Annotated in this window: 11 protein-coding genes; 9 read left to right on the forward strand and 2 right to left on the reverse strand. The window is 73.9% G+C overall.

Translation table 11 applies throughout. The features are described from left to right. The first annotated feature begins 21 nt into the window (after positions 1-21). Positions 22-366 carry a DUF4229 domain-containing protein gene (locus tag ACFV04_RS09260; RefSeq protein WP_360257080.1) on the forward strand — a complete coding sequence of 115 codons (345 nt, stop codon included), beginning with the start codon at positions 22-24 and terminating at the stop codon, positions 364-366. A gap of 41 nt (positions 367-407) precedes the next feature. Beyond that, entirely contained in the window at positions 408-1,583 is a 1,176-nt protein-coding gene (locus ACFV04_RS09265) for a substrate-binding domain-containing protein (protein WP_380527855.1), read from the forward strand. 304 nt (positions 1,584-1,887) lie between these two features. Here the strand turns inward: ACFV04_RS09265 and ACFV04_RS09270 are convergent, their stop codons facing one another. Beyond that, complete coding sequence (locus tag ACFV04_RS09270; RefSeq protein WP_380527858.1) at positions 1,888-3,099, reverse strand: MFS transporter; 1,212 nt, start codon at positions 3,097-3,099, stop codon at positions 1,888-1,890. A 477-nt stretch (positions 3,100-3,576) separates the two neighbouring features. Here ACFV04_RS09270 and ACFV04_RS09275 point away from each other — a divergent pair, with 477 nt between their 5' ends. Further along, positions 3,577-4,917: a dicarboxylate/amino acid:cation symporter gene (locus tag ACFV04_RS09275; RefSeq protein ID WP_380527861.1), complete on the forward strand. Its 1,341-nt coding sequence runs from the start codon at positions 3,577-3,579 to the stop codon at positions 4,915-4,917. Positions 4,918-5,135: 218 nt separating this feature from the next. On the opposite strand, the gene ACFV04_RS09280 is transcribed toward ACFV04_RS09275, so the two are convergent. Next, entirely contained in the window at positions 5,136-5,339 is a 204-nt protein-coding gene (locus tag ACFV04_RS09280) for a cold-shock protein (RefSeq protein WP_189920031.1), read from the reverse strand. 374 nt (positions 5,340-5,713) lie between these two features. On the opposite strand from ACFV04_RS09280, the gene ACFV04_RS09285 reads away from it, so the two are divergent. From ACFV04_RS09285 to ACFV04_RS09310, 6 genes are all read left to right on the forward strand, one after another. Beyond that, positions 5,714-6,655, forward strand: a complete 942-nt coding sequence (locus ACFV04_RS09285) for a menaquinone biosynthetic enzyme MqnA/MqnD family protein (protein WP_380344597.1) — start codon at positions 5,714-5,716, stop codon at positions 6,653-6,655. Positions 6,656-6,953: 298 nt separating this feature from the next. Next, positions 6,954-8,642: a serine/threonine-protein kinase gene (locus tag ACFV04_RS09290; protein ID WP_380527865.1), complete on the forward strand. Its 1,689-nt coding sequence runs from the start codon at positions 6,954-6,956 to the stop codon at positions 8,640-8,642. A 73-nt stretch (positions 8,643-8,715) separates the two neighbouring features. Continuing rightward, positions 8,716-9,936, forward strand: coding sequence for a cyclic dehypoxanthinyl futalosine synthase (gene mqnC / locus ACFV04_RS09295; protein ID WP_360257069.1), 1,221 nt, complete (start codon positions 8,716-8,718; stop codon positions 9,934-9,936). 170 nt (positions 9,937-10,106) lie between these two features. Next, positions 10,107-10,868 (forward strand): hypothetical protein, encoded by a 762-nt coding sequence (locus tag ACFV04_RS09300; protein WP_380344590.1) that lies wholly within the window; start codon positions 10,107-10,109, stop codon positions 10,866-10,868. Between the two features lie 389 nt (positions 10,869-11,257). Continuing rightward, the gene (locus tag ACFV04_RS09305) at positions 11,258-11,845 is read left to right on the forward strand and encodes a hypothetical protein (protein WP_380344587.1); all 588 of its coding nucleotides are present in this window, start codon (positions 11,258-11,260) and stop codon (positions 11,843-11,845) included. A gap of 217 nt (positions 11,846-12,062) precedes the next feature. Continuing rightward, positions 12,063-12,758, forward strand: coding sequence for a demethylmenaquinone methyltransferase (locus ACFV04_RS09310; protein WP_360257063.1), 696 nt, complete (start codon positions 12,063-12,065; stop codon positions 12,756-12,758). Positions 12,759-12,792: the final 34 nt, after the last annotated feature.

Raw genomic sequence — 12,792 nt, forward strand, 5'->3', positions numbered from 1 at the left:
CAACGAGAAGGATGTGTTCCAGTGAGCAGCAACGGCCCGGACAAGTCGCACGCCACGCTCCGCTACACCTCCATGCGGGTCAGCATCTTCCTCGGCTGCCTGCTGGTGGCCCTGCTGCTCGGGCACTTCCAGATCATCCCGGTCAGCGGCCAGACCGGTGTCGTCTTCCTGTTCCTGCTGGCCGCGGTCGCCTCCGCGCCGCTCAGCTACGCGCTGCTGAGCAGGCAGCGTGACGAGATGTCCGCCCAGATCAGTGGCAAGGTCACCGGGATGCGCAACCGCACCGCCGAGCGGATCGCCGCGCAGAACGCGGAGGAGGACGCCGCGGACGACGCCGCCCGCGCGGCGGCCGCCGGGCAGAACTGACCCCGGCCCCACCCCGACCGCCGAGCCCCGCCGCAGCCGCCGTGCCCGCGATCCCAGACTCCGCGCCGCCCGGGCACCCGTCCGGGCAGCCCGTCGAGCAGCCGTCCGAGCAGCCCGTCGGGCAGTCGTCCGAACAGTCCGTCGGGCAGTCGTCCGAACAGTCCGTCGGGCATCCGTCCGGGCAGTCGTCCGCCGAAAGCGCGCTCGGGACCTGGCCGGCCCCCGTCCGTCGGCCCACCGGGCGCGACGTCGCCCGGCTCGCCGGGGTCTCCCAGGCCACCGTGTCGCTGGTCTTCTCCGGCGCCGAGGCCGGCCGCCGGGTCTCCGAGGCCACCCGGCAGCGGGTCCGGGAGGCGGCCCGCAGCCTCGGCTACCGCCCGCAGGCGGCCGGCCGGCAACTGCGGCTGGGCCGCAGCGGGATGATCCTGCTCGCCGTGCCGAACCTCCAGGGGCCGTTCTTCGGCCGGGTGCTGGAAGGGGTCCACCAGGAGGCCGGCCGCAACGGCCTGGCGGTCGTGGTCAGTTCCGGCTGGGGCAGCGCCACCCTCGCCGAGGCCGCCACCGCCGGCCGCTTCGACGGCCTGCTGATCTGCTCCCCGGACGACAGCCAGCTCGGCGAACTGCCCACCGACATCCCCGCCGTCTTCCTGGACGCCGACCCGGGCACCGACCGCACCCGCCCGACCGTCGAACTCGACGTGGCCGGCGGGATGCGCGCCGCCGTCGAGCACCTGGCCGCGCTCGGCCACCGCCGGATCGGCCGGCTGCGCTCCACCCACGCCGCGTACACCTTTCGGGTGCGGCAGGCCGCCTTCGAGCGAGTCGTGCGTGAACTCGGCCTGGACGTAGTGGAGTTGGGAGTGAGCCTGAACGAGGGGCACCGGGCCGCGCGGACCGTGGCGGACCGCCTGCTGGCACGGGCGGACCGGCCGCGCGCGGTGATCTGCGACGACGACGTGGTCGCCTCCGGGGTCTACCAGGCCGCCGCCGAACTGGGGCTGCGGGTGCCGGAGGACGTGTCCGTGGTCGGCATGGACAACGTCGCGGTGGCCGCGCTGCTCGCCCCGCCGCTGACCACCGTCGACCTGCCCGGCGAGGAACTGGGCCGGGCGGGCGCGGCCGCGCTGGCGGGCCTGCTGCGCGGGGAGCGGGTGGAGCCGGTGGCGCCGCTCGCCACCTCGCTGGTCCTGCGGGCCTCCACGGCCTCGGCGCAGTAGGGGCGGCCGGGCCCGGCGGTCGAGCTCCCGGCGGTTGAGCCCGGCGGTCGAGCTCCCGGCGCGGGAGTCCGTTGCGCGGGTCGGTCCGGGCGGGTTACGGGTCGTCCGCCGTGATCGCCAGAGGGCGCCGGGGCTGCCGTGGCCGTCCGGGGACGTCGGGCCGCCGGGGCCGTCCGGGGACGTTGGGCCGCCGGGGCCGACGCGGTCGATCGCTCGCGGGCAGTGGACAACGCGGGCAGTGGACAAAAGGGGACTGCGCCCACCGGCCAGACCGCCGGTGGGCGCAGTCGTTCGTGGGGCGGGCTCAGCCCACCGGGACGGGCCGCGCCGGGACGAGCGCCACGGGCGCCGGGTGGAACCAGCGCCGGGCACCGAACAGCAGCAGCGCGCCGAGCGCGATCCCGCCGGAGGCGCACAGCGCGACGGGCTGCAGCGAGCCTTCGGCGAGGTTGCCGGAGACCGCGTAGCCGAGCGAGTTGCCGGTGGCGAACAGCGTCACCAGCCAGGCGAAGGCCTCGGTGACCGTGCCGGTCGGGGCGAGCTCGGCGACCAGGACGAACGCCGCCGCGAGCATCGGGGCCAGCATGACTCCGGACAGGAAGGCCAGCGCGGCCATCGGGTACGGCCCGGGCAGGAGGACCAGTGGCAGGTAGGAGACGGCCATCGCGAGCGCCATCACCCAGGTGCGGGTGGCGGTGGTCTGCCGCCACTTGACCGCGCCGTAGGCGAGCGCGCCGAGCAGTCCGCCGAGCGCGGCCAGGGCCAGCAGGGTGCCGGCGCCGCCCGGCAGCGCGTCGGCGTGGTGTTCGGCGTAGGCGATGAACAGCACGTTCTGCGCGCCGACCGCCCAGCCGGCCCCGGCCAGTCCGACCAGCAGCAGCACCAGGCCGGGGGAGCGCAGCGGTCCGAGCAGTCCGGCGGAGTGTTCCCGGACCGGGGCGCGCCAGGCCCTGGCGGGTGCGGTGGTGGCCACGATCAGTGCGCCGGCCAGGCCCAGGCCTGCGGCCGCCCAGAGCGCGACCACCGGGCTGAACAGGCCGGCGATCCCGGCGACGGCCAGCGGCCCGGCGACGTAGAGGATCTGCTGCGAGGCCGAGTCGAACGCGTAGGCGGTGTCGAGCTGGTCCTCCTCGACGACCTCCGGCCAGAGCGAGCGCAGGCAGGGTTCCAGCGGCGGCATGGCGAGGCCGGCGACCGCGGCGCCGACGGTGGCGGCGAGCGGGGAGCCGGGTGCGAGGGCGAGCAGCGCGTACCCGCCGCCGGCCACCGCGGCCGAGGCGAGCAGGACGCGCGGCTGCCCGGTGCGGTCCACGATCCGGCCGAGGACCGGTCCGCCGACGGCCGCCGAGATCGCGTAGGCGGCGGTGGCCAGCCCGATCCGCCCGTACGGCGCGCCGGCCTCGCGCAGGGCGAGGGCGATCACCAGGGCGGTCATGCCGGCGGGCAGGCGGCCGAGCAGGGTGCCGAGGAGCAGGCGGGTGACGTGCGGGGCGCGGAGCAGGGCGAGGTAGCCCATCGGCGTCTTCTCCGGTCTGGGCAGGCAGGGGCGGGGACGTCGTCAAAGTTATACGTATAACTGCTCGGCGGTCAATCTGCCTGGAGATCGTGACTGATGGGGCGTCAGGTTCGTTCGTGTCCGGAACTCGCCTGCGGGGCGGCGTGCCGGCGGGGTGCGGGTTCGCGCCATCTCAAACAACTACTTTGAACATCTCAAACCTTTACTGCTAACGTATCGGCCATGACAGCCTCAGACGCACTGCGGATGCACGGCCCGGGCCCGCGGCCCGGCGCCGCCCGCCCGTGCGCTCTGACCGGTGCTGTGGACAGCCCGCGCCGTTGTCGCGCCCTGAGCTGTACTGCCCTGAGCTGTACCGCGGCGGCACGCCCCTGACCGGGGGCCCGACCCCTCCCGTCCGGCCCCGCGCCGTGCCGCCCGCTCCGCCCCGCACCTCACCTCACCGTCAGCAACGCCCTCCCCCGGAGTCGCTCCCCCATGTCCACAGCGCCCGAGGCGACCTCGTCGCCGTCCGTGCTCGCCCGTATCCGCAAGACGCCGTTCTGGGTGCAGATCGTCGCCGGCCTCGTGCTCGGTGTCGGCCTCGGCTACCTGGCCCGGGCCGCCGACATCTCCTGGCTGGCCACCACCCTGGAGACCATCGGCAAGATCTTCGTCCAGCTGCTGAAGCTGGCCGTCCCGCCGCTGGTGTTCACCGCGATCGTGGTCAGCGTCGCCAACCTGCGCAACGTCACCAACGCGGCCCGGCTGGCCACCCGCACGCTGCTCTGGTTCATGATCACCTCGCTGATCGCGGTCGGCATCGGTCTGGGCCTCGGCCTGCTGACCAACCCCGGCCAGGGCACCGACCTGAAGACCGAGGGCCTCAAGGCGCTCGACTCCAAGGGCACCTGGATCGACTTCCTGACCGGGATCTTCCCGACCAACATCGTCGACGCCTTCGCCAAGGTGAACGTGCTGCAGATCGTCTTCATGGCGGTCGTGGTCGGCGCGGCGATCATCAAGCTCGGTGCCAAGGCCGAGCCGGTCCTCAAGCTCAGCGAGTCCGTGCTGGAGCTGACCCAGACCGCACTGTGGTGGGTCATCCGGCTCTCCCCGCTCGGCACCCTCGGCCTGATCGGCAAGTCCGTCGCCAAGTACGGCTGGGACCTGCTCAAGCCCTTCGCCACGCTGACCCTGGACATCTACGTCGGCTGCGCGTTGGTCCTGTTCGTCGTCTACTCGCTGCTGCTGCGCTTCGCCGCCGGCCTCAACCCGCTGCACTTCTTCAAGGGCGCCTGGCCCGCGATCCAGCTGGCCTTCGTCTCGCGCTCCTCGGTCGGCACCCTGCCGGTCACCCGCCGCGTCACGGAGCGCCTCGGCGTCCCGAGCGAGTACGCGTCGTTCTCCGTCCCGTTCGGCGCCACCACCAAGATGGACGGCTGCGCCGCGATCTACCCGGCGATCGCCGCGATCTTCGTCGCGCAGGTCTACAACATCGAGCTCGGCATCAAGGACTACGTCCTGATCGCCTTCGTCTCGGTGGTCGGTTCGGCCGCCACCGCAGGCCTCACCGGTGCGATCGTCATGCTGACGCTGACCCTGTCCACCCTGGGCCTGCCGCTGGAGGGCGTCGGCCTGCTGCTCGCCATCGACCCGATCCTGGACATGATGCGCACCGCGACCAACGTCGCCGGTCAAGCGCTGGTGCCGGTCCTGGTCGCGGCGCGGGAGGGCATCCTCGACCGCGAGGCCTACGACAACCCGCAGGGCGACCTGCTGGACGAGCCGGTCGCCATCCCGGCGCAGGCCTCCGCGAAGGCCGCTGCCGCCGCCTGATCCTCGTCGGACACAGCGAAGGGTCCTCCCCGCCACCGGGGAGGACCCTTCGCCGTGTCCGGTTCCCGTCCGGGCCGGCGCGTCGGCCCGGACGAAAGGCAGGGGGCCCACCGAACGGCGGGCCCCCTTGGGTACTGCTCTTGTGCTCATGGTGACGGCTGTCGGGAGCCGCCGGTGGACCCGTCGGGGTCCCGAGCGATCAGATCATCAGAGGATGGTCAGACAGCGGTGACGTTCTCCGCCTGCGGGCCCTTCGGGCCCTGGGTGACGTCGAAGGTGACCGTCTGGTTCTCCTCCAGCGAACGGAAGCCGTTCGCGTTGATGGCGGAGTAGTGAACGAAGACGTCGGGGCCGCCGCCCTCCTGGGCGATGAAGCCGAAGCCCTTCTCAGCGTTGAACCACTTGACGGTTCCCTGAGCCATGCCGTTCTCCTTGCGATGCGTGTCGGGGACCACACCGTGTGGCCCCCGGTCCGCTGCGCTGATCGCCCTGCCTCCGGACGAGTCCGAAGTTTTTCGATATTGCTGAAAAACTACAAAAAGCCTGCGGTTACATGCTCCGCAGGCTTCAAGTACTGCAAGGGGAATCAAACTGCAACTGAGGGCAACGCTAGCATGCGGCCGCTGTGACGACCAGAGGTCACTTACGGCGTGGAAGGCGCGTGTCGTAAGGGCGAGAGCGGGCGTGGAAAGGCGTGTTGGGGGCGCGTGAGGGCGTGTCGGGTGGCCGGTGCGAGCCGTGGTGAACCACGGGCATACGCTGCGGGGAGGCGCACGAACAGCAAGGGAGCGGCGCAGTGGCAGCACCGGACGCACAAACACCGGACGCGCAAACGCGGGAGCCCCAGGAGAACACGCCGGCCCGGCCCCGGGTCGGCCATATTCAGTTCCTGAACTGCGTTCCCCTCTACTGGGGGCTCGCCAGGACCGGCAATCTGCTCGACCTGGATCTCACCAAGGACACCCCGGAGAAGCTGAGCGACCAGCTCGTCGGCGGCGCCCTCGACATCGGCCCGATCACCTGCGTGGAGTACCTGCGCAACGCCGACGACCTGCTGGTCCTGCCCGACATCGCGGTCGGCAGCGACGGCCCGGTGATGTCCTGCCTGATCGTGAGCAAGGTGCCGCTCGCCGACCTCGACGGCCGCCGGGTCGCCCTCGGCTCCACCAGCCGCACCTCGGTCCGGCTCGCCCGGCTCCTCCTCGAAGAGCGCGAGGGCGTGCGCCCCGACTACTTCAGCTGCCCGCCCGACCTCAGCGCGATGCTCGCCGAGGCCGACGCCGCCGTCCTGATCGGCGACCCTGCGCTGCGCGCCTACCTCGGGCAGGCCGCCGACCTCGGGCTGACCGTCCACGACCTCGGCGAGATGTGGAAGGAATGGACCGGCCTGCCGTTCGTCTTCGCGGTCTGGGCGGTGCGCCGCGAGTTCGCCGAGCGGCGCCCGGAGCTGACCGCGGCCGTGCACCGGGCCTTCCTGGAATCCCGCGACCTCTCGCTGGTCGAGGCCGCCAAGGTCGCCGAACAGGCCGCCCGTTGGGAGGTCTTCGGGGCGGACGTGCTGGAGCGCTACTTCAGCGAAGCGCTCGACTTCTCGCTCGGCGCCCGCCAGTTGGCCGGCGTCGCCGAGTTCGCCCGGCGGGTCGCGCACGACAGCGGCTTCGCGCCGGACGTGGCCGTGCGGCTGCTGGAACCGGCCGAACTGCCGCTGCAGCCGGTGGAGCTGCCGGTCGGCGGGTGAACCCGCGGCCGGGCGGGGCCGTCGCGGTCGCTGCGGGGTGACGGCCGGTGGGGCGGCCTACCCGGCTGCGCGGCCGGGCGGGGCAGCGCCGGGGGGCGGCCGGGCGGGGCCGCGCCGGGGACGACCTCTTTTCCGCTGATCCCGTCGGCGGGCTGAAGGGGGTCGGTCCGGCCCGGTACGGTCTGCTCCCGGGGTGTCAGCGGCGGTTGGCCCGCCGGGAGCACGCCCCGGGAGCGGCGCACGCGGCCGGGCACCCGCCCGGGGCCGCGCGTGCGAGGGCGAGGGGAGCGTGCGGGCCATGCAAGCACTGGGGGCGGGCGATCCGCGCCAGGTGGGCGCCTACCGGCTGCTGCGGCGGCTCGGCGCGGGCGGAATGGGCCGGGTCTACCTCGGCCGGACGGCCGGCGGGCGCACCGTCGCCGTGAAGGTGGTGCGCCCGGAACTGGCCGACGACGCCGAGTTCCGCGCCCGGTTCCGGCAGGAGGTGGCCGCCGCCCGCCGGGTCGGTGGCACCTGGACGGCGCCCGTCCTGGACGCCGACACCGAGGGCGAGCAGCCCTGGGTCGCCACCGGCTACGTCGCCGGGCCCGCGCTCACCACCGCCGTCCGGGAGTACGGGCCGCTGCCCGAACCGGCCGTCCGCGCCCTCGGGGTCGGGCTCGCCGGGGCGCTCGCCCACGTGCACGGGCTCGACCTGGTGCACCGGGACGTCAAACCGTCCAACGTGCTGCTGACCCTGGACGGGCCGCGGCTGATCGACTTCGGCATCGCCAGGGCGCTCGACGCGACCGGCGGCTTCACGCGATCGGGCCACGTGGTCGGCTCACCCGGCTTCATGTCGCCCGAACAGGCGAGCGGGCAGCCGGTCGGACCGGCCGGGGACGTCTTCTCGCTCGGCGCCGTGCTGGCCTTCGCCGCCACCGGCGTGCACCCCTTCGGAGAGGGCGTCAGCGCGGCCGTCCTGCTCTACCGGGTGCTGCACGAGGAACCCGATGTGGCCGGACTGCCGCAGGAGCTGCGGGCGATCGTCACGGACTGCCTGGCCAAGGACCCGGCCGCCCGGCCCACCCCGCAGCAGCTGGCCGCCCGGCTGGACCCGGACGGCGCGGGCGGCGCCAGGTTGTGGGGCTTCCTGCCGCCGGCGCTGGCGGCGGGGGTGGGACGCGGTGCGGTGGAACTGCTGGACCTGGAGGACGAGCCCGAGGGGGCGCAGACGGACGCAGCGCAGGCGGAGCCGACGCCGACCTTCGTGCCCAGGGGCTACTACCCGCCGTCGATGGTGCGGCAGCCCGCGCCCGGCGGGCCGCGGCGGCGGGCGGGGCTCGCGGCCGCGGCGGTGCTGACGGTCGCGCTGCTCGGGGGCGGGGGGTACGGGTTGTACGCCTGGTGGCGGGCGCCCGGTCCCGATCCGGTGGCCTCGGGGCCGACCACGGGGCCGGTCCCGGTCCCGTCCGTCGACCCGGGCGACGCCGTCGCCTCACCCGGGGCCTTCGTGCCGGGCGGGACGGACGGCCCGTCCGCATCCGCTTCCTCCCCCTCCGCTCCCTCTTCCCCGTCCTCCCCCTCTGCTCCCGCCGCCGCCTCGCCGTCGGCTCCCGCGACCGGCGGGCCGAACGCGGTGCCGGCCGCCTTCCTGGGCACCTGGAGCGGGGACATGATCACCGACAAGGGCCTGCCCGGCGGCACCACCACGCTCACCGTCCGCCCGGCGGCGATCGGCCAGGAGACCACCGGCAGCCGCAACGCCGTCTCCGGGCTGATCCCGATCAGCTGCGAGGGGAGTTGGACGCTCACGTCGGTCTCCGACACCAAGCTGGTGTTCCGGTCCCGGCTGGTCCGCTCCTCGCTCCCCGGAGCCTGCACCGGCGGTGCCAACGCCGAGACGCTCACCCTGCAGCCCGACGGGACGATCCGGTTCACCTCCGCCGACCCGGCGGCCGGAAACCCGGCCGGGACCCTGCACAGGACGAACGGGGCGGCGGGCTGAGGATGCCCGAAAGGCCTGGCGTAGGCTGGTTCGGCCGTACCCGAGTAGCACTTGAGAGAGAGAAGGCCGCCAGGTGACCGAGCTCGCAGCGACCACCCTCGATGCGTCCAGCACCGACCTGCGGGCCGTGCTCGACCGGGCCGCCGCCGGCGGCCGGATCACTCCGGAGGAGGCGCTGGAGCTCTACCGCTCCGCGCCGCTGCACGCGCTCGGCTCCGCCGCCGACGCGGTGCGCCGCCGCCGCTACGCCGGTACCGAGCACATCGCGACGTACATCATCGAGCGGAACATCAACTACACCAACGTCTGCGTGACGGCGTGCAAGTTCTGCGCCTTCTACGTGCCGCCGAAGAGTGACAAGGGCTGGTCCCGCGAACTCGACGAGATCCTGCGCCGCTGCGCCGAGACGGTCGAGCTGGGCGGCACCCAGATCATGTTCCAGGGCGGCCACCACCCGGACTACGGCGTGGAGTACTACGAGCGCGCGTTCTCGGCGATCAAGGCCGACTTCCCGCAGCTGGTGATCCACTCGCTGGGCGCCTCCGAGGTCGAGCACATGTCCCGGATCTCGGGGGTCTCCATCGAGGAGGCCATCACCCGGATCCACAAGGCGGGCCTGGACTCCTTCGCCGGCGCCGGCGCCGAACTGCTCCCGGAGCGCCCGCGCAAGGCGATCGCCCCGCTCAAGGAGTCCGGCGAGCGCTGGCTGGAGATCATGGAGGCCGCGCACGGCCTCGGGGTGGAGTCCACCTCCACCATGCTGATGGGCACCGGCGAGACCAACGCCGAGCGGATCGAGCACCTGCGCATGATCCGCGACGTGCAGGACCGCACCGGCGGCTTCCGGGCCTTCATCCCGTACACCTACCAGCCGCAGAACAACCACCTCAAGGGCTCCACCCAGGCCACCGTCTTCGAGTACCTGCGGATGATCGCCATCGCCCGCCTGTTCCTCGACAACATCGCCCACATCCAGGGCTCCTGGCTCACCACCGGCAAGGAGGCGGGCCAGCTGTCGCTGCACTACGGCGCGGACGACCTCGGCTCGGTCATGCTGGAGGAGAACGTCGTCTCGGCGGCCGGCGCCAAGCACCGCTCCAACCTCACCGAGCTGATCCACCTGATCCGGGCCGCCGACCGCGTCCCGGCGCAGCGCTCGACCACGTACGAGCACCTGCGGGTGCTGGACGACCCGGCGAACGACCCGGTCGACCCGCGGGTCGCCTCGCACATCGCCTCCACGGCGATCGAGGGCGGCACGGCGCACCCCGAGCTGAAGATCCTGGACAACTGAGGCTCCCTGCGTGCGGGGGCCCCGCGTTCGTGAGGGTCCCTGCGTGCGCGGGGCTCCTGTGTGCGCGGGGCTCCTGCGTTCGTGAGGGTCCCTGCGTCGTTCGGGGGATTCCCGGGCTCGTGAGGATCCCGGACGAGTGAGGGTCCCGGGCAGCCGAGGATCCCGGACGAGTGAGGACACCACCCGCCGTGCTGACCCTGCACCGGGCCGCCTTCGTGCTGCCCGACCCGGCCGACCCGACCGCCCCGTCCTTCGCGGACGGGGCGGTGGTGGTGCGCGGCGAACGCGTCGAGGCGGTCGGACCGTACCGGGAACTGGCGGCCGCGCACCCGGACGCGCGGGTGCGGGACTGGGGCTCGGCGGTGCTCGCCCCCGGGCTGCGCAACCCGTACGGGCACTGGCTGTTGGAGCGGGCCTACCACCCGGACCCGCGGGAGGAGATCGGCGTCGAGCCGGTGGCCGACGGACTGGCCGGATCGACGGACGAGGCGCGGTGCGGGGCGAGTGCGCGGCGCGGGCTGCAGCGGATGCTCGGGTTCGGGGTGACGGCGGTGGCCGGTCCGTTCGCGCGTCCCTCGGTGCGGACGGCGGTGGGGCGGTCGGGGGTCGTCGAGGTGCCGGTCCGGCCGGGCGGTGCGGACGTCGCGGACGTTCCGGACGGCACGGGTGCTGCAGGTGTTTCTGGTGCTGCGGGCGGCGCGGGCGGCACGGGTGCTGCGGGCGGCGCGGGTGCTTCTGGTGCTGCGGGCGGGGGTTCGTTGGACCCGCTGGCCGTGCTGCCCTTCGCGGAGGCCGTGTACGGGCGGGTGGCGGTCGGCGGGCGGGCGGACTTCGCGGTGTTCCCGGCCGCGGGGGAGGGGCGTGCCGAGCCGGTGGCGGGCGGGTGCCTGGCCACGGTGCTGGGCGGGAGGCTGATGTACCGGCGGCGCTGAGCGGGCCGGTGACGGTTCCGTGGGGGTCCCGCAGGGAGCCCGTGGCGGGCCGGTGCGGGATTGGTGGGGGGCTGCCGGAGGGCGGCGGGGAGCCCGCGGGCCCGGCCCGGGTCCGGTGGCGGACCGGTGGCGGACCGGAGGTCGTCCGGCGCCGCCAGTGTGACGTACTCGTCAGTAGCCGGATTCCCTTCCGGCGCACGGGACTTCCTTCGCGTACACCCGAACTCTGCTGCCGGTGGCGGGGGATGATTGTCCCTTCGCCGTGACCTGAGGGCCCGCCAGCGGATACGATCCCGGACAGCTCGATCCGTACCCTCACCACACCACCGCCCGTGCCCGCGGGCGGCGGGGCCCGTCCCCGGCCCCGACGGCAAGCCAGGACAGGAACCATGCAAACCGCGACCGTTCCCCCGCCGCGCGTCCCGCGGTTGGGCCGTGGTTGGTACCTCGCCGCCGTGCTCAGCGCCGTGCTGGCCGTCGGCATGTGCCTGCTCGGCTGGCGTCAGGCCGACCAGGCCGACCGGATCGCGGCGCACCCGGTGAGAATCGAGGGCACCGTCACCCAGCTCCCGACCGGCGGCGGCACCTACAGCGCCGTCAGCTACCAGGTCGGCGGCCAGCCGCACACCGCGGCCGCGCTGCCCGTCGCGGACGGCACCAAGCTCGGTGACGCGATCTGCCTGGAACACGCCGCCGACGACGCGGGCGCGGTGCGGATCTGCGGCGACACCTACCCGCAGCCCGTCGGCGTGGGCCTGGCCCGGTTCAGCGTTCCGGTCGCCGTGGTGCTCTTCGCGGTCTGCGTGCTGCGCATCTGGCGACACCGCAGGGCGGTCGCGGTCCGCGCCGGACAGGGGCGGCTGGCCGCCAACCTCGCGATGGCGACGGAAGCGCTGGCCGACGGGATGCCCGCGATCACCCACGGCAAACGCTCCCGCCGCAAGCGCCGGGCGGGCGGGCGACGCGGCCAGCACTGAGGGGGCCACTCCCGTCCCCGGGGACCGGGGCGACCCGTCGGCGCATCCGGGGCGAGGCCGGGGTGCGTCCGGTGTCGAGCCGCTGTTCGGTCCGGTGCGGAGCCCGGTGGTGCGCCCCGTGGTGCGGGCCGTCGCGGGGGCCGTCGCGGGGCCCGGCGTGCGGCGCATCGTGCGCCCCGTTGGTCGGGGAGTCCGGGCGAGGGTGAACAATGGGGGCGTGACCCGAGCCTCTCTGGACAAGCAGCCGCACGAAGTCGCCGCCATGTTCGACGACGTCGCGGCGAACTACGACCGCACCAACGACGTGCTCTCCCTCGGCCAGGCCCGCGCCTGGCGCCGGGCGGTGGCCGAGGCCGTGGCCGCCGGACCGGGGGACCTCGTGCTCGACCTCGGGGCCGGCACCGGCACCTCCTCGCTGCCCTTCGCCGAGGCCGGGGCCCAGGTCGTCCCGTGCGACTTCTCGGTCGGCATGCTCGCCGAGGGCAAGGCCCGTCACCCCGAGCTGGCGCTCACCGCGGGGGACGCCACCCGGCTGCCGTTCGCGGACGGCACCTTCGACTCGGTGACGATCTCCTTCGCGCTGCGCAACGTCCAGGACACCGACGCGGCGCTGAGCGAGATGCTGCGGGTCACCAAGCCCGGCGGCAAGCTGGTGATCTGCGAGTTCTCCACGCCGACCTGGACGCCGTTCCGGACGGTCTACACCGAGTACCTGATGCGCGCGCTGCCGCCGGTCGCCACGGCCGTCAGCAGCAACCCGGAGGCGTACGTCTACCTCGCCGAGTCCATCCGGGCCTGGCCGGACCAGCCGGGGCTGGCCGCCAAGCTGCAGGAGAACGGCTGGTCGAAGGTCGCCTGGCGGAACCTCACCGGCGGGATCGTCGCGCTGCACCGGGCGTACAAGACCGCGTAGGCGGTGCGGGCGGTGCAGGTCACCGGGCGGACCG

The organism is Kitasatospora sp. NPDC059599 (assembly GCF_042735125.1).
Lineage (GTDB): Bacteria > Actinomycetota > Actinomycetes > Streptomycetales > Streptomycetaceae > Kitasatospora.

Coding starts and splice junctions, on each gene's coding strand:
- ACFV04_RS09280 (WP_189920031.1), bottom strand. CDS start 5,339: ATGGCTCAGGGAACCGTCAAGTGGTTCAACGCTGAGAAGGGCTTCGGC.
- ACFV04_RS09270 (WP_380527858.1), bottom strand. CDS start 3,099: ATGGGCTACCTCGCCCTGCTCCGCGCCCCGCACGTCACCCGCCTGCTC.
- ACFV04_RS09290 (WP_380527865.1), top strand. CDS start 6,954: ATGCAAGCACTGGGGGCGGGCGATCCGCGCCAGGTGGGCGCCTACCGG.
- ACFV04_RS09305 (WP_380344587.1), top strand. CDS start 11,258: ATGCAAACCGCGACCGTTCCCCCGCCGCGCGTCCCGCGGTTGGGCCGT.
- ACFV04_RS09275 (WP_380527861.1), top strand. CDS start 3,577: ATGTCCACAGCGCCCGAGGCGACCTCGTCGCCGTCCGTGCTCGCCCGT.